At 67.7% G+C, this 25,725-nt stretch carries 1 protein-coding gene (only partly in view); it reads left to right on the top strand.

Annotation, left to right across the window (positions count from 1 at the left end; genetic code table 11):
- Positions 1 to 25,725, top strand: partial view of an LEPR-XLL domain-containing protein gene (locus RMP09_RS02165; protein WP_310564365.1) — the 3' portion only. It extends 10,644 nt beyond the left edge of the window; only the last 25,725 of its 36,369 coding nucleotides appear in the window; its start codon lies beyond the left edge, outside the window; the stop codon is at positions 25,723 to 25,725.

Below are 25,725 nucleotides of genomic sequence, written 5' to 3'. Positions count from 1 at the left end.
GGTCCGTTCGATCACGACCACCGCTCCGACGAGATCCTGGAAGACGGCATCTCCAGCGGTGCGCTGGTGCAGGACGTGGACGGCGCCGATGCCGTCTACCGCTACCTCGGCGACACGACCGCCAGCCGCGTGGACCTGAACACCGCCAATTTCAATGACCCGCTCGTGTGGGAGCGCACCCTCAAGGTGTTTGCGGCCGAGCGCCCGGCGCTCACGCATGCCACGGTGCGCGATACCGTGCTGTCGGTGGGGGGTGACCTCACGGTCGGTGCCGTGACCGAAGCCTCGATCGACTCGATCGTGAGCAACGAAGCCACATCGGCCGCCGTGGCGCTGACGGGGGCCAATGCCACGGCCGTGGGGGTGGTGCTGGCCAAGAACATGGTCAGCAGCGACACCCGCGCCCACCTGGAGAACATCACCGGGCTGGCCGATCCGGCGGCCAACCACGTGGGCGGTAGCCTCACGGTGACCGCCGACGACGCGGCCCTGATCAACGCCGAGACCACGGTCAAGGCCATTGCCTCGGTGGTCAACGACTACGGCATCAGCATCGCCACCAACCTGCTGCGCACCTTGATTGCCGACTACCAGTTCACCTCGAACTCCGGCGAACAGGCGCTGGACAAGGGCGCGCTGGTGCGCGTGGCCAGCGACTACGGCACCACGCCAGAGCAGATGGCCCTGCGAGGCCAGATCGTGCAGTACCAGGGGGGCCCAGCCAGCGTGGACCTGAGTTCCGCCGACTTCAGCAGTGCCAGTTGGTTGGTGCGCACCGTGGCGGGTCAGGACCTGAACACGGCGCTGGATTTTGTGCTCGATCTGATCCCCAGCAACCTGGGCGGTGGTGTTTCGACCGCCGCGGGTGCGCTGGTGGCCCGCAACGACGTGCGTGGCCTGGCCGACGCCCGCGTGAACGATGCCACGCTGCGCGTGCAGGACGCGTTCACGGTCAGCGCGCTGGAGACCGCGTCCATCCACGCCGCCCACCAGAGCGTGGTGCAGACCAAGGGCGGGACCGCCACCAACATCAACGGCGTGATTGCCGCCAACCTGGTGCTGAGCGAAGCCAACGCCATCGTCGAAGACAGCAACGTGCTCACCCGCGCGGGCGACATCGTGGTCGATGCCGAAAACATCTCGACGATCGACGCGACCACCACCAGCAGCCTCACGGCCAAGGGCACCAACGTCGGCGTCACGCTGGCCTTCAACACCATCGGCTACACCTCGCAGAACCTGCTGTTCGACCTGGCCGACGCCTTGTTCGGTCTGGGGCTGGCCGACGAACAGCCGGCCCAGGTGCGCGCCCAGATCCTGGACAGCACGGTGGCTTCGGGGGACGACCTGTCGGTGACGGCCGCGTCCGACGCGTCGATCACGGCCACGGTGGAGAACAGCGTCACCACCATTGCCAAGGCACTGTTCACCACCAGCGCCACCCAGAGCATTTCCGTGGGGGCGGTGGTGGCGCTCAACCGGGTCGCCACCCAGGTGCGTGCCGGCATCGACGGTGTGGACCCCAACGGACTGACCGGCGCGCAGGACCCGGTCAACACGGTGAACGCCCAGGGCCACATCACCATCGACGGCACCGACTCGGCCGTCATCGACGCCGAGGTGCAGGTCAGCGCGCTGGCCGTGGCGGCCACCCCCGCCGGCGACAAGACCTCGATCTCGGTCGGCCTGAGCGTGGCCCGCAACGAGGTGTTGACCGACATGCTCGTGGGCATCTCCGATGTGTCGCAGGTCACCGCCACGGGGGGCTCGGTCCGGGTGGGCGCGCACGAGGCGGCCTCCATCGACGCCATCTCCACCGCGACCTCCATTGCGCTGTCGCTGTCGCTGGCGGGCAGCAGCAGCACGGCCTTCAGCGGCGGCGGCGCCACCGCCGTCAACACCATCAAGGGCGGCGCCCAGTCCTTCATCCGCGATACCCGCGTCACGGCCACCAAGGCGGCCATCGACCCCGCGGCGAGCACCGGTGCGATCGAGGTGATCACCGTCAACAGCGCCGAGATCGACGCGCTGGTGCGTGCCATAGCGGCCAGTGCCGCGCTCACCTTCAAGGGGTCCGGCACGGCCGTGGCCATCGGCGTCTCGGTCGCGCGCAACCTCATCGGCTGGAACGAGTTCGGCGGCGCCGACCCGCTGGCCGTCAAGGCCTACGTGGCCGACACCGACGACGACGGCGACACCTGGCTGCTGGCCGATCGTGGTATCCGGGTGTCGTCCACCTCCAGCAACCGCATAGACGCCACCGTGCAGGCCGCGGCACTGGCGCTGTCCATCTCCGCCAAGTCGGCCATCGCGGCCACTGGCGCCGGCCTGTGGACCGACAACCGCATCGCCAGCGACATCCACGCCTACATCGACGGCGCCACGCGCGTGCAAAGCGATGGCGCGCTGAGCGTCACGGCGCAGGACACCTCGACCATCGATGCCGACGCCATGGCCGCCGCCATCTCGGCCTCGCTCTCGGGCAAGAACGCCATTTCGGTGGCCATCGGCCTGTCGCTGGCGGAAAACGACATCCGCAACAGCATCCGGGCCCACATCAGCGACGTGGACGCGGTGGACACCCACGGCGGCGCGGTCACCATCAGCGCCACCGACAGCGCCGCCATCAACGCCACGTCGACGGCGGTGGCGGTTTCCATCGGTGCCTCGGGCAAGCTGGGGGTGGCGTTCGCGGGCGGTGGGTCCGTGGCGACCAACACCATCCTGACCTCCACCCGGGCCTTCCTGGCCGACAGCGTGCTCGGTGCCGGCACCGACTCGGTGGGCGCAGTCGACATCGACGCGGTGAGCACCGCCACCGTGGACGCGCGCGTGCTGGCGGTCTCGGCGGCGGTGGCTTTCGGGGGCAAGGCCGGCGTGGGCGTGGCGCTCGGTGTGTCCGTGGCGCGCAACTTCATCGGCTGGTCGATCGACACCGATGCGGTGGCCGACTACCGCACCGAAGACGGCCTGCCCGCAGGCGACGCCCTGTCCGCGGGCGAGACGGTCAAGCTCAGCGAAGGCGCGCGTGCGGGCGACGTGTACGAATACCTGGGCGAGACCCTCGTTCAGCCCACGGCCAACCTCGAATCGAACGGCGTCAGGGACCTCGCAGCCGGCGACCTGGTGCAGGTCACCGCGGACCACACGGGTGAGGGCGGCACGCTGGGCGCGGTGTACCGCTACCTGGGCGGCACGGTGCCGATCGCATCGAGCGGCACCGGCGCCGATGACTCGCTCAACGATGACCGCGTCAACCTGACCACGGAAAACTACGAGGACAGCACCCGCTGGGCACTGGCCAGCACCGACCTGCGCACCCTCGACTACTCGGACCGGCGCGTCTGGCGCCAGGTCAACCTGGCCGCGCCGGTCGATGACGACGGAAAGTCCAGCTCACAGGTGCGGGCCTACGTCGAGAACACCAGCATCGACGCCACCGGCGACATCACGGTGGACGCCGAGGCCGCGCGCAGCGTTGAGGCGCTGGTCGTCGCCGGCGCGGTGGCCGTGGGCGGTGGCGGCAAGGCCGGCATCGGTGCCAGCGGCGCGGGCGTTTACACCGAAAACCGCATCCGCACCGATATCGAGGCCTTCATCCACGGCGATGGCGCGCTGGGCATCACCGGCGCGAGCCTCGCGCTGGATGCGCGCGACGATTCATCGATCATGGCCACGGCCGGCGCCGCGTCGCTGGCCGCCGGGCTCGGCGGTGGCCTCGGGCTGGCGGTGTCGGTGGGCATTTCGCTCGCACGCAACGAGATCGACAACCAGATCGCGGCCTTCATCGAAGACGCCGATACCGGCATCACAACCACGGCGGGCGAGATCTCCATCGTCGCCACCGAAGCCGCCTCCATCGGCGCGTTTTCGCTGGCCGCATCACTGGCCGTCGGCATCGGTGGCAAGGCCGGTATCGCGGTCAGCGGCGCCGGGGCCTGGTCGAGCAACACCATCCTGAGCGACGTCAGCGCGCACATCACCAACAGCCGCGTCGAGAGCGCCACGGGCGTGACGATCGATGCCAGCTCCACCACCAGCATCGACGCCACGGTCCTGGCGGCCTCGGTGGCGCTGGCCGGTGGCGGCGTGGCCGGCGTTGGCGCCGCCATCGGTCTGTCGATCGCGGACAACCGCATCGGCGATGCCGGTGATGCGTCGGAGGTGCTGGCCTACATCAACGATTCCACCGTGAACGCGAAGAATGGCGCGCTGGAGATCAGCGCCGACGGCAACCAGACCATCGAGGCGCTGGTGGTGGCCGGTTCGGCCGCCGTGGCGGCGTCGGGCGTCGCCGGCATCGGTATCGGTGGTGCCGGCGTCAGCGCCACCAACCTCATCGTTCAGCACATCAAGGCCTTCATCGACGGCGATGACAACGACAGCAATGTCACGGTGTCCGGCATCCACGCCGACAGCATCGCCATCGATGCCTTCGACAGCTCGGTCATCCTGGCCGATGCGGCGGCCGCTTCGCTGGCGGCGTCCTTCGCCGGCGTGGCCGGCCTCTCGCTGTCGATCGGCGTGTCGGTGGCGCGCAACGAGATCCGCAACGTGGTGGAAGCCGGCATGCGCAATGCCCGCCAGGTGGTCTCGCGCGAAGGTGACGTGCGCATCCACGCCGGTACCGTGGAAGACCCGACCGGGTTCCCCAGCCGGTACGGCGCCAACGATGTGGTCGCGCTGGTGAAAGGCGACACCGTCACCAGCGGTGGTGTGGTCTACCGCTTCCGGGGGGAAGACCAGCCCTTCGCCCCCGACTTCCTGTCCACGGACGGCGTCCAGCAGCTCCGCCACGGCGATCTGGTGGGCGTGGCCGACGACGACAACGAGGTGCTGCTCTACCGCTACAACAACACCGCAGCGACCTCGACGCCTGTGTCGCTCGACCTGGGCGCGCAGACCTACCCGTCGGCCCACTGGGTGCTGGTGAAGCAGCCGTCCACTTACAACACCAACGGTGGCGAAACCGATCTGGAGACCGGCGACATCGTCGAGGTGGGGCGTGGCTACACCGTCATTCGCAGCAGCGAAGAGAGCGGCGTGGACCTGGTCTCGGGCAAGACCTTTGTCACCTTGAGCGAGAACTTCGAGCCCGAGGAGGGGGTGCGCGACGGCATCGAAGGCGCGACCTACCAGTACATCGGTGCAGCGCCGATGGCCAACGTGGACCTGGGTGACCAGGACTACACCGACACGACGCGGTGGCGCCTGGGCGGCCCGGCCGACAACGCGTTTGGCGAAGGGGGGGTGTTCTACCGCTTCAAGGGCGCCGACATCGACGACCTGGACCTCGGCCTGGAGGATTACACCGATACCGCCCGCTGGGAAAAGATCACCCGCAACCTGGCGACCGAGGATTTCAGCGATGCCTCGCGCTGGATGAGCACCTCGGCCATCACCGCGCTGTCGGTGGCCGCGTCGCTGGGCGTGGGCATCGGTGGCGTGGCGGGCTACGCCGTGAGCGGCGCGGGCGCCGTGGCGACCAACGTCATCCTCACCCACACCTACGCCTACATCGACAACAGCACGGTGCAGGCCCTGCAGGGCGACGTCGACCTGGACGCCACCAACACCGCCAGCATCGACGCGATCATCATCTCGGCCTCGGCCGCCATCGGTGCCGGGGGTGTGGCCGGGTTGGGCGCCTCCATCGGCGTGGCGGTGGCGCGCAACTACATCGGCTGGGACACCAGCGTCTCCAGCGGCCTGGCGGCCGAGGTGGACTTCTCCACCGGTGACGCCAGCCGTGACCGCTTCTCCGCATCGAATCCGCTGGAAACCGGCGACCTGGTGCGCGTGGACTCGGGTGCCCGCGCCGGCGACGTTTACCGCTACATCGGCACCACCGTCGATCCGCGGTTCGCCAGCAACCAGGGCACGGTCACGGTCTCTGAAGACGATGTCGTCGAGGTGTCACCGAACTACACCCACGACACCGACGACGGCGACACCGTCGCCAACGGCAAGATCGGTGGGCTCTACCAATACATCGGCACCAGCAGCATCGCCGTCAACCTGAACACCGAGGACTACCTGGACGGCGATCGCTGGCAGTACGTGGGGTCGACCCGGATGTCCGAGCAGGACTTCGGCAACGAAGACCTCTGGCAGCAGGCCAACCTGGGCAATGCCCGGGCCCAGACCCGCGCCTATGTGGACGACAGCAGCATCACGGCGGGTGGTGCGCTCACGCAGACCGCGATCGCCGATGCCGCCATCAACGCCATCGTCTTTGCGGGTTCGGCCGCCATCAGCGGTGGCGGTGTGGCCGGCGTGGGCGTCAGCGGTGCCGGTGTCTACGCGGCCAACCGCATCGCCAACGATGTGGGCGCCTTCATCCGCGGTGACGGCAGCACGGGCATCGACGTGGGCAGTGTGGCGCTGCTCGCCCAGGACAGCTCCCGCATCCAGGCGCTGACAGGCGCCGCCTCGATTGCCGCGTCCTTTTCCGGCGTGGCCGCGGTCTCGGTGTCCCTGGGCGTGGCCGTGGCCAGCAACACCATCACCAACCAGGTGCACGCCTTCATCGAAGACGCCGATCAGGGCGTGACCGCACGCACGGGTGAGGTCGGCATCGAGGCGCGAGAACTGGCCCGGGTCGACGCCGTCGTGGTGGCGGCTTCGGTGGCACTGGCCGGCGGCTTGGTGGGCGTGTCCATCAGTGGCGCGGGCGCCGTGGCCGACAACGTCATTTCCAACGACGTGCAGAGCTACATCGATGGCAGCATCGTCACGACCCAGGCACCGAACGACCACACTTCCGACCAGTTGCTGAACTCGCTCGTCACCGGCAAGCGGGTGCTGGTGGTTGAAGGGGCCACCGGTCTGCTGGGCACCGGCACGGTGGGCTCGGTGTACGAATACATCGGCCCGACACGCGGATCGGTCACCCAGCCGGTGGGCTTGCGCGGGGAAAACTACGCCGACGCCTCGCTCTGGAGGAAGCTGTCCATCCCCAGCAAGGACGTGATTGTCCAGGCGTTCAACGACGCCGCCATCACGTCCGTCAGCGGCGCCATTGCGGGTGCCGTGTCGGGCGGCGTCGTGGCGGTTGCCGGCGCGGTGGGCCTCACGCTGGCAGACAACTTCATCGGCGACCACAGCATCCGCGTGTTCGACGTGACGTCCAACTCGTTCAAGTCGGTGTCCACATCGAACACGGCCAAGGCCCGCATCCAGGACTCGACCGTGCACGCGGCGGGCGATGTGCAGGTGCTGGCCGACGCCACCGAACGCATCGAGGGCGATGCCTTCGCCGGCTCGGTGGCGATCGCCATCGGCATTGGCGGTGCAGTGGCCGGTGCCGGGGTTCAGATCCGCAACACCTTCGGCACCGACACACACGCCTCGGTCGTTGACAGCGAACTGGTGGCGAACGGCAACATCGACGTGCTGGCCACGTCGGACAGCGAGATGGCGCGCTCGGCCGCGGTGGGCGTGGCCCTCTCGGGCAGCCTGGTGGGGCTGTCGGTTGCGGTTTCCCTGGCCGAGAACACCATTGCCAACGACGTGCGCGCCTGGATCGACGGTGACGCCGGCGACATCGTGCTGGCCGCTGGCGACATCACGGTGGACGCGGATGCCACCGCGCGCATTGCCGATGTCGAGGCGGTCACCGTGTCCGTGTCGCTCGGCCTGGTCGCCGTCAGCGGTGGCGGCCTGCGCATGGACAACACGATCGACAACACGGTGGTGGCGTCGCTGACTGGTGGCATGGACGTGATGGCGCTGGGCGATGTGCGGGTCTCTGCGGTTGATGACGCCTTCCTTGAGGGGGACGCCACCAATGTGACGCTGGCCATCGGCCTGGGCGCCGCCATTGGCGTGTCGGACGTGCTCAATGCGATCACCAGCGAGGTGTCGGCCAGCGTGATGGGCGCCAGCAGCACCGACCGGCTGGACCTCTGGGCCGACAACCTCAGCGTGTCGGCGCTGGCCGATGCCGATATCGACAGGACCAAGACGGTGGGTGTGGCTGCTTCGCTGCTGGGCGTTGCCGTCAACCTGGCCGACGCCACGGTGTCCACGCGCGCCTCGGCCCTGGTCGGCCAGGCCCATGTGAGCGTGGCCAACGACCTGGTCATCACGGCCAGCGGCGTCAACCAGGCCGATGCCTCGGCGGTGGGCGGCGCATTCGGTGCCATTGCGGCCGGCGCCATGGTGTCGGCGGTGCGCATCGGTGGCGACCACGCGGTGGACGTGATCGCCGGCGTGGGCGACCACACCAGCATTCAAGCCGGTGGCGTGACCATCGGGTCGGCTGCCAGCAACATCCTGACGGGCAACTCCCAGGCCGCCGCCGGCGGCCTCATCTCCGGGGCCGGCGCCGAAACCACCATCACCAACGACACCGTGTCGCTGGCCAAAATCGGCGAGGACGTGACCATCACCAGTGGCAGCCTGGTGGTCACCTCCATCCATGGCCAGACGTTCAATGCCACCGCCGACGCGGTCTCCTTCGGCCTGGCGTTCGGGGCCGGCGCGGCCATCACCAACACCATGAACACGCGCGCCGATGTCGATATCGGCGTGGGCGGCGGTGCGGCCACCCATCTGACCGCCGACTCGATCTTCATCAAGGCGGTCAACGCCTTCCAGAAGCCGGCGCTGGACGATGGTGACTACAACCTCAACTCCGGATCGGCCGGCGCTTTCGGCCTGTCCATCCTCAAGAGCAGCACCATCCTCAACTCGGACGCGGTGGTCGACATCGGCGCGGGCACGTCCATCACGGCCTTGGGCAGCAACGACCAGCGCGGTCAGATCGAGATCGAGGCGGCCAATACCGGCGCGGCCTTCGACAAGCTGCGCCTGGAAAGCGTCACGGGCTTTTCGTTGGCCATCGGCCTGTCGGAGATCCTCTTCACCGGCAACGCCGAGGTCAACGTCACCGGCGCGGCGATCGAGAACAAGACCGGCGACGTGGCGATGGCCACCAGCAGCAACGTCCAGGTGCGGCCCAGCGCCAACCTGTTTGTGGGCTCGGCCTTTGCCAGCGCGGTGGGCGTGAACGTGACCAGCATCAACACCGCCAACAACAGCGTGACGGTGACCGACAGCACCATCAAGGCCAGCGACGTCAATCTCACCGCCGGGCGCAACACCGATGGCATTTCCAACCAGCTCTTCACCTCGGCCAACGCCGAGATTCTCACGATCTCGCTCTTCCCCTCGATCGTCGTGCCCGTGGTCAACGCCGACATCAACGAAGCCAACCGGGTCAATGTGAGGGGCACCACACGCATCCAGACGCTGCAGGACGTGATCCTGTCGGCCAACAAGGGCATTGGCCAGGAGCGCGCGGACACCAGCGGCCTGGCGCTTTCGCTGTCGCTGATTCCTTTCGGCTTCCCGGTGCCCGACGGCGCCGATGACAACAGCCTCAACGAGGTCAACATCGACGCCACCGCGCTGATCGAGGCCGGCCTGAACAACAAGACCGTGGTGCGGGCACTGCCGGTCACCATCAACGGTCTGGAACGGACCGACCTGCTGGGCAATCCCATCACGGCGCGCCTGAACAGCACCAGCGACGTGGCCGGCGTGGGGCGGCGCCTGAGCGACGCCGAGCTGGCGCTCCTCGTACCTGCCTTGCCGGCGGGCCTGAAGTACGAATACGCGTGGCTCGACGTCAACGAAATCGCCTTCCGCCTGACGCAGAGCAGCTTCATCCAGGTGGCTGCCGGGGCCAACACGGGCGGAGAGGTCGGGGCTTATTACCGGTTCCGGCCGGCGGTGGGGGCCGACGGCATCGACCTCGTGCTGGAAAACGAAAACTACGGCGACACCTTGCGCTGGGAGAAGGTCACGCAAGCGCTGAGCCCCGACGAGCTCAACCGCGCCTACCGCAGCGATGTCACCACCGCGCTGCGCGACTCGGCGCAAGGCAAGTTCTATGTGATCAAGCCGGTGGAACTGGCCAAGCCTTCCGTGACCTACGCCAATGTGGGCAACCTGCTGCTGAGCCAGCGCGAGGAACTGGTGTCGTGGATCACCAACCACCGGGGGGACGCCGAGGCGCTGGCGCGCTACCAGGTGCAGCTCGATGCGATCGACGAGACGCTGGAGAAGCTGGGGCTGACCGACTACATCACCCCGGTGGCCACCAACGCCGTGGTGTTCGACGTGGCCGGCGCGAAACGCTACCAGCACATCGCGATCGCCACCGGCTACGTGCTCACCACGGAAGATTTCAGCGACACCGCCCGCTGGCAGCTGCTGGGCGGCACCACGGCCCAGGCCGGGGACATCCTGAGCACCACCCAGGTGGGCACGCGCGTGGTCCAGCGCGAACTCGATTCGCTGTTCCTCAACATCCCCGACATCTACGCCGCGCCGGGATCGATCTACATCGAACGCGACGCGCTCGACGATGCCGAGGAGGCGCTGGCCAGGGCGGTCTACGAAGGCCTGGTGGACGCCGGTCGCCTGATCGCGCGTTCCGGTGCGTCGATCGACGTTTTCAACGCCACACCGCTGACCACCGTGTTCGGGGACGCGATCATCCGCGACAACAAGCGGGTTCAGGTGGTCGATGGCGTGTACACGGTGTTCGAGCCGGGCAACGCCTGGCTCAACACCTACAAGCTGACCAACAACCAGGACTCGACACCGCCGCAGATCCGCATCGTGCAGGACGCGTTCCCGATCGCCGCTTACGGATTCGACGCCGACCTGGCGCGCGCGCTGGGCAGTCTGGACCAGGACATGTACCTGGCGGGCGACGTGATCAACGAAAACGGCGGCCTGGTGGTGAACAACTTTGAGGGCAGCGTCATCGTCTCGGGCACGCTGCGCGCCGAGACGGTGTCGATCACCGCCTTCCGCGATTTCTCGCTCAACAGCGAAGGCTGGTTCCACACCAACAAGGACCCGCGCCAGTACATCAACTACGACGCGATGCGGGCGCTGGCCCAGCAGTCGATCGGCATCAACGCGCTGGCCGAGCTGATGGCGGCCCTGGGCTTCAACTTCAGCGGACTGTCCACCGACTACGACAACGCCCTGGCCACGCCCGACATCCCGTCGTCGTCCGTGCCCGGGCTCACCGCCGCCATCAACGCGGACAACTCGCGCATCCTGGCGCAGGGCAAGATCACCATCACCGCGCGCTTCCTCAACATCAACGGGCTGGTGCAGAGCGGGGTGGACACGATCGAGCTCGACATCGACGCCGACTTCGCGCCCGGCAACCGCACGGTCAACTTCACCGACGACGACGGCATCGTGTTGCCGGGCATCCACTTTGGCGGCGACGTGCCAGTGGACGGTTACTTCGACGCCAGCCGCGGGGCCATCGTGCTCGAAGAGATCTCGCCGCAAGGCGGCGAGATCGTGGTGGCGGGCCAGATCCTGAGCACCGGCCACGGCATGCTGCGCGTGGCCAACGGCTACACCAATGTGCTGATCAACAACCACAGCGGTTACGACCTGATCCTGGACCGCATCGACACCACGACCGACCGCAAGGGCAAGATCACCATCGTCGACACGGCTCGCCTGACCAAGGACGTGTACGAGGTGTCGGCCGGCCGTGTGGTGCACACGCCCTACCAGGGCGTCGTCGCGACGCAGCCGATCAGCGCCGACGGTGTGGTCTCGGCCATCGTGTACACGCCGCTGGCCAGCACCAACGAGGGCACGGTGGGCGCTGGCATTGAAGCGACCTACATGCCTCGCGAGGGCCTGCACTACGTCTGGTCCGAAGGCCAGTCGTTGCAGCGCACCATCATCACCAAGTACGAGCAGAAGAGCTTCAACCTGCTCGGCGACAACGCGCTGGCCGACTGGCTGGTGGGCGACAACAGCTGGACCAGCCGCGACACCTTCTATACCGACAAGCAGCCCCTGCTGGAATCGGAGACGCTGGAGCTCGAAGGCACGAGCGGCCTGCCGGCCTATGCCGACGAGAGCGCCTACACCATCCGCTACGTGCAGGTGAGCGAAGGCGAGCTCGACGCAACGAAGAACGTGACCAAGGTGTTCGTCGGTGGCAGCATCCGCTACGGCACGGGAGGCACCTGGTACAAGTACGTCGGTGAGAATGCGCTGCTGTACCTGCCCACGCAGACCTACACCGACACCAGCCTCTGGGCACCCCTGACCGAGGCCGAGCTGGCGCAGATCCAGCTGGGCGACTCGGACGACGTGGACGACATCGCCGTCCTCAACCGCACGCTCAACCAGTATTACCAGAGCTACATCAACTACTCGGTCGACGCCGAAGTGTGGACCGAGGGCGGCGGCTGGATGCGCTACAAGACCGTGCACACCGAGATCACCGAGATCGCCGGTCTCAAGGACATCTACACCCACACGCTCAAGGCCGACTACCCGATCAGCCTCGATTTCCTGCAGGGCCCGACCTCGCCCTACATCAACGTCCAGACCCAGGGCAACCTCTACCTCAACGGCGACATCGAGTCGCCGGTGCACGGTGCGATCAACCTGCGCTCCCTGACCGGATCGATCATCGGCGCCGAGGGCATCGCCATCTACGGCGCCACCCCCGAGGTGCACGCCGGCCCGGGTGTCGAAGACATCATCCGGCTCAACATCGAGGGCAACAAGCTGCCCGTGGACACGCCGCACAAGCAGGGCATGGACGAGTTGACCCTGCGGCGCGGCGATTTTGTCGAACGCGCCGACGGGCTCTACCAGTTCACCGGCAACGGGGCGGTGCTGCAGCAAGACGGCGCCACCGTGCAGGTGGGCCGCAACGCCGTGACCCTGCTCATGAGCCAGCAGGACCTGAGCGACCAGCGCAACTGGCTCAAGGTGGCCGACAAGGGCCTGATCGCCACCGCCGGCGGTGACATCACGGTCCATGCGGTGTCGCTCAACAACATCAGCAGCCGTTTCAAGATCGCCGAGGTCCACTCCAGTCTGGGCGACGTGCTGATCAATGCCCCCCACGGGATCTACGCGGCGTCGGCCGCCGCCCAGATCACGGGTGAGCACGTGGAGCTGGACGCCGCCGCCGGGTACATCGGCAGCAGCACCTTGCTGCTGCGCGTGGACAGCGACATCGATGGCGTGGCCGCCACCGGCGGTTTGTCGGCACGCGCGCAGGACGACATCTTCATCACCGAGGACAACGCCGGGCGCAGTGCCGGCCACCTCAAGCTGGTGCAGGCCGTGAGCTGGACCGGTACCGCATCGGTGGCCTCTACCGATGGCAACGTGCACCTGCAGACCGGCGACGGCAGCATCCTCGATGGCATGGTTGAGCTGTTCCGCCCCGGCGAGGCCGGCACCACGCTCACGCGGGACATGCTCTCCGAGCAGATGAAGCTCGATCTCGACGCGGGCCTGTTCTCGCTCGACGCGGCCAGCTTCGCGGTGTCCCCGGGTCTGATGCGCTACCTGTTCCCGCAGACCGAGTTCCTGGGGCAGATGCCGCCGATCAACGCCGATGAGAACCCCAACATCGTCGGGGCCTACGTGACGCTGGTGGCCGGTGGCCTGGACGGCGGCGTGGGCCGCGCGTCGGGCCGCCAGTCGATCGTTCTGTCAGGCAACTGGGCCGACCTGAGCGACGCTGAAAAATCGACCCTGGCCAACGCCACGGCGGACGACGTGATCGGCGCGCAGTACGCGACGTACCGTTACGTGGGCGCGGGGGCGACCGGCGTGGACCTGTCCGACGCCGACTTCAACACCGGTGACTGGGTGCGCATCACGGCCGATGTGGTGTCCCGGCTGGACCGCACCACGGCCGACATGGTGACCCTGACCCAAGGTCAGCGGGTGCTGGTGCAGTACTCGGCCAGCGAATACGGCCTGTACACCTTCAACGGCATCAACGATGGCGCCGGGCCGTTCCTGGTGAACCTGGCAACGGAAAACTTCCTGCTGGGCGGCCGCTGGACGGCGGTGGAGGCCCACCATGCCACCGACGACCTGGGCCTCCAGACCCTGAGCGCCGATCAGATCGTGCAGGACAAGCGCCACATTGATGTGTTGACCTTGCAGCTGTTCGACGATGTGGACATCGAGGCCGCGGGCGACCTGTCGGTGGACGCGGGCGCTGCCGTGGTGATCGACACCACGGGCGATTTCAACATCGACCACATCCTGGTCGATGGCGACCTGCGCATCCGCGCGGCTGGCAGCCTGCTCGACAGTGGCGACACCACCGAAAAGGCGGCCATCAGCGTCTGCGGTGATCTGGTCATGATTGCAGGCCTGTCCATCCAGGGCGCGTCCAGTGGCACGGCGCTGCGCCTGCAGACCGCTCCCGACAGCCTGCTCAACGTCGATGTGCTGGGTGACCTGCGCCTGGTGCAGGTGGCCGCCGACATCGAGGTCAGCGATTTCGATGCCGCCGTGCTGGGCGTCACCCGCCTGGACATCAACGACCTGATCGCCTTCCGCATCGACGCGGGCGGCGTGGCCGAGATCGAGGTGAAGGAGGGCGACCTGTACCTGGGCCGCGTGGCGGCGGGCGGTGCGGTCGAACTGCGTGCGCAGAGCGACATCCTGGACTTCTACGACGACGCGGGCGACACGGTGGTCAACGTCTACACCGAAAACGCAGCGGCGGATGTGTTCTTCTACACCGCGACCGGCCACGTCGGCAGCGCCACCAACTTCGTCGACGTGCAGATCCTGCTGGCCGACCTCAATGGTGACGTGGCGCACGACAGCTTTGTCAACAGCGTGATCGACCTCAATGTCGGCCACTACACCTCGCGGGACGGCAACGTGACACTGACCGTGAGCGGTCAGGCCAACATCGGCCTGATCACCGCGCTGGGCAACGAGGTCGCCGACCCGGCCACTTCGCTGGGCGACGGTCTGGTGACGATCCTGGCCACCGGCGCCATCGTGGATCGCCGAGACGACGAGCTCGCCAACATCGTCGCCACGGGTGCGATCCTGGTGGCGGGCAGCCATGTGGGCGGTTCCGACAATCTCTTCGACACCCAGATCGCCCGCCTTGAGGCCGAATCGACCACCGGCGGCATCTGGCTGCGCAACACCGGCGATCTGGTCATCGGCGACATCAGCGCACGGGTCGGTATCCAGGCTCTGAACACAGTCCACATCGAGGGCCTGGGCTCGATCACCGTGAACGAGGCGATCGACAGCGTCAGCGGCCCCGTGTGGCTGGCCACCGGCAACGACATCACCGTCAATGCCGGCATCACCAGCGGCGGCGGAGCGGTCTCGCTGCTGGCCAACCGCAGCATCTTCTTCACCGAGCGGGGCTACATCGACACCGAATCGGGCAACAGCCTGGTCACGCTGAGCGCTGATGAAGACTTCAACGGCAGCGGCGGCATCACCATGGCCGACCGCTCGTATGTGGACGCCACCGACGGCAACATCGACGTGCGTTCCGCGCGCGACATCCTGCTGGCCCACCTGCGCACCAGCGCCCATGTGGTGGTGGTGTCGCGCCTGGGCGCGATCCTGGACAACGGCGACAGCGACCTGGAGATCCAGGCCCGCACGGCGCAGCTGATCGCGCAGGGCGACATCGGCCGCGACGCGAACGAGCTGGAGGTGGATGTCGCGTTCCTAGAAGGCAGCAGCACCGGGGGGGGCATCTTTATCGACGACGAAGCGGGTGTCGTGCTCGGCATCATCGGCCTGGCCGGCGCGCCCACGTCGTTCAACGCCATGCTCAAGGGCCTGAAGGCCCGCAACGACATCCGGGTGACCAGCACCGGCTTCATGCGGGTGCAGGAAGACGTGGAGTCCACCGACGCCACGGTTGAGCTGCACGCCATCGACTCGGCGGCCATGACCGTGCTGCCGTGGCTCGACGGCGGCCCGGGCATCACCTCGGCCGGCAACGATGGCAGCGACGCCGATGAAGACCTGACGGTCGAGAACGGCGCCGACGTCCTGGGTGCGACGCGCGTGACCCTGCTGGCCGGCGACGACATGCTCATCGGCCTCGGTTCTCTCGTCACCACCGACGCCGACGGCGCGACCCACGTGGACGACACCGTGGTGCTGCGCATCGACCACACCGATGCCGACCAGGCGACCGGCACGGACGCCAACGGCAACGCCTTCAACACCGGCGCCCGCGTGGACCTGCTGGGCAGCGTGGCCACCACCCGTTTGCTGGTGACCGGTGCGGCCGACGACGACTTTTTCTACTTCAACCCGCAGGCGCTCAGCGGCCACGTGCAGGTGCTCGGCAGCCTGGACGGCGCCGCGCACGACACCGACTGGTTCGTGATGGACCACCTGCCGACCGTGGCGGGTGTGCACGACCGCCCGAACCATGACCCGGTCTCGGGTTCGGCGGCGGTGCTCGACACCATCGACCTCGACGGTCGGGGCGGCACCGATCATTACGTGGTCAACGTGGCCGATGCGGGCGCGGCCTACCTGGTGAACGTGAAGGACAGCGGTGGACCTGCGGATGGCACCGATACGCTGCGCCTCCATGCCCTGAACGTGGTGGGCACCGGTGCTTTCGACTGGGACCACCCCCAGCAGGGCAGCACCGACCCGGCGCGCCACGACGTGTTCCTGCTGCGCCAGAACTTCGTGGCCCACCTCACGCCGGTGGGCGACGGCACCTTCGGGCCGTCGGTGCAGCGCGTCAACTACGACGGCAGTGTCAATGGCCGCCTGCTGGTCAGCGGTGGCGCCGGCGACGACGCGTTCTACGTGGACGACAACAGCGCCATCACCACGCTGGACGGTGGCCTGGGCAAGGACCTGTTCCAGATCGGTCAGGTGTTCGGCAGCAATCCCAACGGGCACGTCTATGCCAACGGCGAAGCCGATGCGCGCGAGGTGGCCACCGACACCCAGAACATCGACCTCACCTCCAGCGGGGACGACATCGAGCTGCTGCAGATCACGCGCGGCTGGCTCAGCCAGGGCATCACGCACGCGCTCACCGCGTTCGGTGGCGAGGGCGGCGACACCTTCAACGTCTACAGCAACAAGGCGGTGCTGCGCATGGAAGGCGAGTCGGGCAACGACGTGTTCGTGATCCGGGCCTTCATCGCCGAGGACGACATCATTGCCGAGGGTGGCGACGATGACGACCAGTTTGAATACAACATCAACGCGCCGGTCGGCATCAACGGTGGCCTGGGCTTTGACACCGTGGTGGTGATCGGCACCGAGCGGTCGGATGCTTTCATCGTCACGTCCGAGGGCATTTTCGGCGCGGGCCTGAACGTCAAGGTGGACGGGGTCGAGGAGTCGATCGAGGTCGATGGCCTGGAAGGCGACGACCATTTCTACGTACTCAGCACGCGCGACAACGTGGTGACCACCGTGATCGGTGGCCTCGGCAGCGACAGCTTCATCATCACCGGCGATGTGACGCGCGACGTGGTGAGCCAGAACCTCGAAGGTCTCAGCGGCGTGGTCAACCATGGCGCGCAGAGCAGCGGCGACAGCGCCTACGACAAGCTGCTGGTGGACGGCATCGCGGTGACGGTGGCCACCCAGAACCAGGGCAAGGTCATCATCAACCAGGACCTGGACGCCACCTCGCCCGGCTATACGCGGGTGATCGAAGACAGTGGCGACCAGGACGGCTACTGGGTTTCGCTGTTCCGCCCCTTGGGCCTGGATGGCGGCACCGTGGCCTGGATGACGGTCTCGGCCGCCAGTGCCTCCAGCTACGACCGCCGCCTGCCCACGCGCAGCGGTGCGCCGCACGCCGACGAGGCCGAGTCGGTGCTGATCTCCATCGACGGGGGCGCCACCTGGCAGACCTCGGCCGTGCTCACCTTCATCGCCGACACCTGGGACGTGGCCCAGCGCGTGCTGGTGAAGGCCGCGCACGACGACGCCATCGAAGGCGAGCGCAAGGTCATGATCAGCCACAGCCTGCGGGTGGAAACCGACCCGGCGGCCGATGCGGCCGCCCAGGCCATCGCCGCGTCCTACGACGGGATCGCCATCGCCAACGTCGAGGTCCAAGTGCTGGACGACGACCTGGGCACGCTGCTGATCGAGCCCTTGGGCACCAGCGGTGCGGTGGACAACCGCACCGCCGTGCTGGAAGGCGGACCGGTGTTCGACAGCGCCGGCGCCCTGGTGGGCAACAGCGCCATCGACGACACCTACCGGGTGCGCCTGTCGGTGGCGCCCACCGCCGAGGTCAGCGTCCATCTGGGCTTCGATGCCACGCAACTGGCCGTGTTCAACGCGGCGGGCCAGCAGATCAGCTCCCTGAGCTTCAACAGCAGCAACTGGAACGACTGGGTCACGCTGACCGTCAAGGCGGTCAACACCGACACGGCGTTGACCGGGCGCGAGAACGCGCAGACCGAAACCATCCAGCACAGCTTTGTGTCGGGCGACGCGGTGTACGCCAGCGCCCAGGCGGTGGATCTGGACGTGCGCGTGCTCGACAACGACAGCGCGGGTGTGCTGGTGACCGAATCGAACGGTGCCACCCGGCTGGTCAAGGGCGTTTCGGGCGATGACTACACGCTGCGCCTGGTCACCGAACCCACCGCACCGGTGACGGTCAACGTGTTCGGCGACGGACAGACCCGTGTTGTCAGCGCCCTGCTGGATGGTGTGAACCGCCTGGTGACGGCCAACGTGGGCCAGCCGGTGAACGTCGTGGTGACCGTGGGCAGCAACACCACCGTGAACGAAGGCGTGCCGGTCACGCGCGACACCATCAGCCGCGCCGATGGTCGCAGCTGGGTCGATGACGGCTACCGCGTGGGCAGCCTGTTCAGCCTGGACGGTGGCGCCACGCTCTACAAGGTCAACAGCGTGCTCACCGAAACCGACGAGCTCACGGGTGCCGTGCTGTCGTCGACCCTGGTGCTCACGCTGGACAGCGAGGTGCCGGTGCTCGCGGGCGGCGTGCCGCATGCCTTCCAGCGCACGGCCTACGCCGTCACCTTCACCGCCGACAACTGGTGGCAGGAGGTCACGATCGCGCTGGAAGCCGACGTGAACTACGTGGCCGACCCGGCCGATCAGTTCCTGCGCAACGAGCCCGTGCGTCAGCACCTGGTGGGGGCGATCTCGGGTCCGCTGGTCATCGAAGGCAATGTGGCCGAGGGCAAGGACCGCTCGCTCAAGGTGGCGGTGATGCTGCCCACGGAGCGCACCGCACCACCGAAAGACATCTCGGTCAACACGGACGAGGGCCAGCAGGCCGACCGCCTGCAGGTGTTCAACGATTCGAGCACCGCCGACGACACCGGCTGGATGACCGCGGTGGACGCCGCCGCGGTTGCGCAGCTGGCCGACATCATCCGGCTCAGCGACAACGCCATCAATCTTTCGGGCCTGGGCATGCGGCCGGTGAGCAACGCCAACCCCGCCTCCAGCCCGCTGACGGTGGACATCAGTGAAAACCAGGACGGCAGCGGCAACATCCTCGTGCCCGGTGGCATCACCTTCGATGACATCGAGATCACCGAGGTGCTGCTGGGCCAGGGCAACGACCACTTCAACATCAGCGCCACCAGCCGTGGCACGCCGGGCGCGCAGGACAAGGTGGTCACGGTGGTGCACGGTGGCGGCAACGCGCTGCTGGCCGATGGAAGCATCGGTGGCGACCACGTGGTGGTCAGCGGCAACGCGGGTGGCGCCGACTCGCCGCTGGTGGTCTTCGGCGACACCTCGCAGGACGGCAGCCGCTACGACGCGCGCCCCGACCTGGGCCTCTTCACCGGCAACGCCACCTTCTTCGGCCTGCACGGCAACGACGTGATCGACGCCAGCGCATCGCTGCTGGGTCTGACGATCTACGGTGGACGTGGCAACGACACCCTCATCGGCAGCCAGGGCGACGACCAGCTGGCCGGTGGTTCGGGCGACGACACGGTCCGCGCCGAGGGCGGCAACGACCACGTCTACGGCGACTCGGGCTTCAACATCGACATCTCGGTCAGCAAACTCGCGGGCTCCGACGCCGCCATCGTGCCGCGGCTGCTGACCGTGCCCACGGTCAACACCAGCCCTCTGCTCACGGCGGACGCGGTCATCGTGCCGGTGGCCGGCGTGGCGCGCACCACCTCGACCATCCTGGCCGGCGAAGACCGCCTCCACGGCGGTCTGGGTGACGACATCGTCTTTGGCGACCACGGTGAGATCCGCCAGGCCGACGGGGTCATGCGGCTGGTGAACAACGCTGGCGTGGTCTTCGTGGGGACGGTGGAAGCCGCCAACGGCCGCAACGACGTGATCGAGGGCAACGAAGGCCAGGATCTGCTGTTGTCCGGCAACGGCGCCGACGCGGTGGACGGCGGCACCGGCCGCGACCTGATCTTCGGCGACCTGGGCCTGATGGACTTTGTGGTGGCCGACGGCCAGTTCGACGACATCGACCGCATCGAGAGCACCGACTTCAACCTGGGCGGCAACGACCAGATCCTGGGGGGGGCGGACTCCGACATCGTCCTGGGCGGGTTCGGCGCGGATTTCATCGACGCGGGCCAGGGCGACAACAACATCGTCTTCGGCGACCACGGTCGTGTCCGTTCGGCGCGCGATCACGGTGGCGTCGACCTGACGGACCGGCTGGACGACCACCCGATCTCGCTGGGCCTGATCGAGACCATCGCGCCCGCCGTGGGCGGAAACGACACGATCATCACGGGGACCGGGCGCGACATCGTGCTGGGCGGTCTGGGCGACGACACCGTGTTTGCGTATGGTGCGGTGCTGTCTGGCGGTGTCTGGGTGGCCGCATCGGCTTCGGTGGCCGCGCTCGACCGCAACAACCTCGTGCTGGCCGACCTGGGCCATATCGACTACCTGAGCAGCACCGACGCGGGCGACGATGCGCGCGACATCGACACGGTCCGCTCCACCGAGCTTGGCCTGGGCGGCCACGACCGCGTGTTCGTGGGCGACGACAACGACATCGTCATCGGCGGATCGGGCTCCGACCAGATCACCGACGGTGCGGGCTCGGCCATCCTGATCGCCGACAGCGGCCTGATCACCTCGCGCGACGGTTACGACCCGCTGGCACCGTTCTCCGCCCACCCGCTGCTGCTGGGCTGCATCGAGACCCTGTACTCGGCGGCCGATGGTGGCGACACCATCGTGTCGGGCAACGAGGGCAGCCTGATCTTCGGCGGCTCGGGCGAGGACGTGATCTTTGCCGGTGGCGGCGATGACCTGGTGTTTGGCGAGTACGGCGAGGTCTGCGCCGGCGAAGAAATCGACACCGACTGCCTGCCGTTCCGCTTCCGCGACGCCAGCGGCAACGTGTCGGGCGGCGACTTCCACTACACGGCGCTCGACACCCAGGTGGGCGGCCAGCAGAACGACCTGATCTTCGGCGAGGGTGGCAACGACATCGTGATGGGCCAGCAGGGCGACGACGTGCTGTACGGCGGTGACGGCGACGACATCGTCATCGGCGGCAGCAACGTGGCCGGAGCCCTGGACGGTCACGACCGCATCGACGGTGGCGGCGGGCACGACGCCATCGCCGGTGACAACGCCAGCATTTGCTACCGCCCCGACGCACTGGACGTGCGCATGCGCGCGCTCGACGGCACACTGCTCTACGGCGTCACGCCGAACCTCGACGACGGGCAACTGCTCATCGGTGTGAGCGACGAGGGCAATGCCATCGACCCGCTCGACCCGTTTGCCAACGCCATGAACGACCCCCGTCATGCCGAGCGGGTCTGGGCCAATGGCGTGCTGGTCCAGCCGGGCCACGCGTCCTACCACATCGAGCTGCTCGACCACAGCGACACCACCCTGGCCGGGCGCTACGGCAACGACGCCATCGCCGGCGGATCGGGCGAGGACGAGATCTTCGGCCAGCTGGGCAACGACGTGATCCAGGGCGACGGCACCATCGGGGTGGGCAACATGGCCCACCTGGGCGCGGCCCAGCTCAGCCTGACCCGAACCGACGGCATGACCTTCGACCTCGACGGCTACCACCTGGTGGGCGCCAACCGCGGCACGGTGGTCTTCGATCTCGCCAGCTTGGGCTTCACCATGGACCCGCAGGCGGCGCTGACGATCGCCGCCAGCTTCGAGGGCCGGTTCGACGGTGACGACTACATCGAGGGCAACGGCGGCAACGACGTGATCTTCGGCAACCGGGGCCAGGACGACATCGTGGGCGGCAGCTCCGACCTGTTCGGTCTGGCATCCGCCGCGGATCGACCGGACGGCAGCGACCTGCTGTTTGGCGGAGCAGGCACCGATCTGGCGCGCACCCACAACGGCGATGCCGGCCTGGGCGGCCACGCCCAGGATGCGGACACGCTGATCGGCGACAACGGCCGCATTCTGCGCATCGTGGGCGTCAACGGGGCGCAGGGCACCGCGGCCGGCATCGCCAGCTCGGGGGGCTTCCTCAACTACAACCACGACACCTTCGGCAACGCCGCCGACGCCGACCCCAGCACCTACGACCGCGTGATCGTGCGCGGTGTGGGCTTCCTCGACTACCACGAGGGTGGCATCGACGTGAGCGCCGCCGCCGCCGATGACAGGGGGGGCGCCGACGAACTGCACGGTGAGTCGGGCGACGACATGCTGCACGGCATGAAAGGCGACGACGTGCTGTACGGCGAAGGCCAGGACGACGACCTGATCGGTGGCTACGGCAACGACTGGATCAGCGGCGGCAACGGCGCGGACGGCGTGATCGGCGATGACGGCCGCATCATGACCAGCCGCAACGCCACCGCCTACGGCGAGGCGCTGTTCGGCGTGCAGGCCCTGGCGGCTGACAACGGAGACACCCGCACCTTCAACGGCAACATGATGGACGAGTGGATCGCCACGCCGGGCTCGATCCAGCAGGCGCGGGTCAATGTGGGGGGCGAGCTGAAGAAGGCGATCAACCTCACGCCCTTTGCCTTCGACACCTCTTTCGATGGCCAGCGGGACGAGTTCGTCACCCTGGACCGCAAGACCGTGGACGATCAGGGCCTGCCCGGGGCGCACAACGCGGACGACATCATCTTCGGCGGCCTGGGCGACGACTGGCTGCACGGTGGTTCGGGCGACGACGCCATCTCCGGCGGCGAGGCGCTCGATGTGGCCTACACCCAGGCCTATGACGCCTCGGGTCGTCTGGTGGCCACCTTCAGCGACTACCAGCACCCCTTCAACCCGGTCGATGTGCTGCGCTACAACCCCGAGGACACGGACGGCTGGCATTTCGACAGCACCCGCCGCTCGGGCGAGTTTGCCCTCTACGACGAGTACGACCCGCGCCGCGCGATCGAGCTCAACGCCGATGGCACGGTCAACAAGACCGGCACAGGCCTGCCCTGGTTCCTGAGCTTTTCCACCACCGAAGGAACCCCCGTTCCGGGCGGCACGCTCAACACCAACGGCCAGCAGTCGACCAGCTACGGGCCGAGCTTCAACGACGGCAACGACCGGATCTTTGGCGACACCGGCAACGACTGGCTGGTGGGCGGCACCGGGCGCGACAACCTGTACGGCGGCTTCGGCAACGACCTGATGAACGCCGACGATGAACCCGCCACGGCCGAGACGCCCGACACCCAGCCGAGCTTTGAAGACCGGGCCTTCGGCGGTGCGGGACGCGACATCCTGATCGGCAACACCGGCGGTGATCGGCTGATCGACTGGGTCGGTGAGTTCAATGCCTATATCGTGCCGTTCGCGCCGTTCGGCATGGCCACGGTGAGCCGCACGCTGCAGCCCCAGCTGGCCGAGTTCCTGTACACGCTGAGCGAGAGTGACGGTGCCGATCCGACCCGCGTGGGCGACCTCATGCTCGACGCCAGTCAGGCCGTGCGCAACGGCGAGCCGGCCGGTGAGCTGGGTCTGATCCGCCAGCAGGACTTCGCCTGGCAGAGCCAGACCGGCGCGCCGACCGATCCGCAGGCGGGCAACATCCCGGGCGGCCCACGCGACGTGCTGCGCAGCGCCAACTTCAACGACGGCCAGTTGCAGGCCCTGGCACCCGACAGCGGCACCTGGGAGGTCAGCAGCGGCACCTTGCAGGTGAGCGCCAAGTCGAACAAGTCCGACGCGGTGGCGGTGTTCAACGTGGGGGATGCGTTGCCGTCCTATTACGAGGTGCAGGCTTCGATCAAGACCTTCAAGCCCACCCAGGGCTGGAACGCCAACAGCTACGTCATCTTCGACTACCAGAGTGCCACCAACTTCAAGTTCGCCGGCATCAACGTCTCGACCAACAAGATCGAGATGGGCCAGCGCACCGAAGCCGGCTGGGCGGTGCTTAAGCAGGCCAGCTTCCCGGGCAGCATCAAGGTCGACACCTGGTACAACCTGACGCTGGCCATCAACGGCCTGAACGCCACGCTGCTGGTCAACAACACCCAGGTGTTCAGCCACACGTACCAGGCCACGGAGATCGACGGCTGGAGCTACGGACTGAACTGGGGCCTGGTGGGCTTCGGATCGAACAAGGCCCGCGGGGCAATGGACAACATGGCGGTGCAGGTGCTGCCGCCGTTGGCCACCGTCATCGAGACCGAAGACTTCAACGACGGCGCGGCCAGCGTGCTCGACACCACAGCGGGCGCCTTCAGCGGCAGCTGGAGCATGGCCAACGGCCAGCTGGCGGCTGCTCCGGCCGGTGCGGGCTTCACCTCGGTGCAACTGTTGGACTGGGCGGGCGTGACCCGCTTGCAAGGCGGCTCCATCCTCGACATCAGCGCCACCCTGCGCACCAGTGGCCGTGCGGGCATGGTGTTCGACCACTACAGCGACACCGACTTCAAGTTCGCCGCGATCGACGTCGCCAACCAGCGCCTGGTCATCGGCCACCGCACGGCTTCGGGCTGGGCCATCGACGCCTCCATCGCCCGCAGCGGCCTGTTGTCCACCGTGGACTATCAGCTCGGCGTGTCCATCAAGGGCTCGACCGTGAGCCTGACGCTGGACGGGCAGACCCTGCTGGGCCATGCCTTCAACGCGGTGGCGGTGGATGGACGCTTTGGCCTGCATGCCTCGGACGCCGGGGCCAGTTTTGACGCCATCACCCTGCGCACCAACGACGCCGCCGTCGGGCAGGCCACGCAGCTCGCCACGGCTTCCGGGGGCGATTTCCTGATGGCGGCGTCGCAAGGCGCTGGCGCCAGGGGCGCGCAGCTCGCGCAGTTGCAGGTCGAGACCCTGCTGCAGCAGTCCCTGCAGCGCATGGGCACCTCACTGGACGCTGCGGCCATCGCGGCCCTGGGCGCGGTCACGGTGCGCATCGACGAACTGGAGGGCGCCCAGCTCGGCTGTTTCGACGATGGCGTCATCGTGATCGATGTCGATGCCGCCGGGCATGGCTGGTTCGTCGACCCGACCGCGCTGGACGACGGGGAGTTTGGCCCCGATGGAGTGGCCCGCACCGGCGTTGCCGCACAGCGCATGGATCTGCTGTCGGTGCTGGCACACGAGCTGTCCCACGGACTGGGCATGGCGCACAGCGAAGAGGGCCTGATGGACGATCAATTGGCCGTCGGCGAACGTTCGCTGCCGCTGCGGACGTCGTTCCATACGCCCCCGTCAGCCACGGGCACGGCGTCGGCAAGGCCGACGCTGCCGGACGAGACTGCGCCGCTCATGCCACCCCAGGCAGGTGCCAGCGCTGCGGAGGGGCCCGTGATCAACTGGGCGGCAACGCCAGGTGTGGCCTTGCCGCCGCCGGCGGCTTCCAGGATGCCATCCTGGGTGCGCGATTTCGTTGAAAACCTGGGCCGCCGCTCGAATGACCTGGGTCCGAACGCCGACCTTCGGGTGCAATTGCCGGTGAGCAGTCCGCTGACCGAGGAGGTCGACCTGCTGTGA

It is taken from the genome of Hydrogenophaga sp., from assembly GCF_031426985.1.
Classification (GTDB): Bacteria; Pseudomonadota; Gammaproteobacteria; order Burkholderiales; family Burkholderiaceae_C; genus Hydrogenophaga.
The sequence above is the reverse complement of the archived record's forward strand: the minus strand, read 5'-3'. Positions and strand labels throughout refer to the sequence as shown.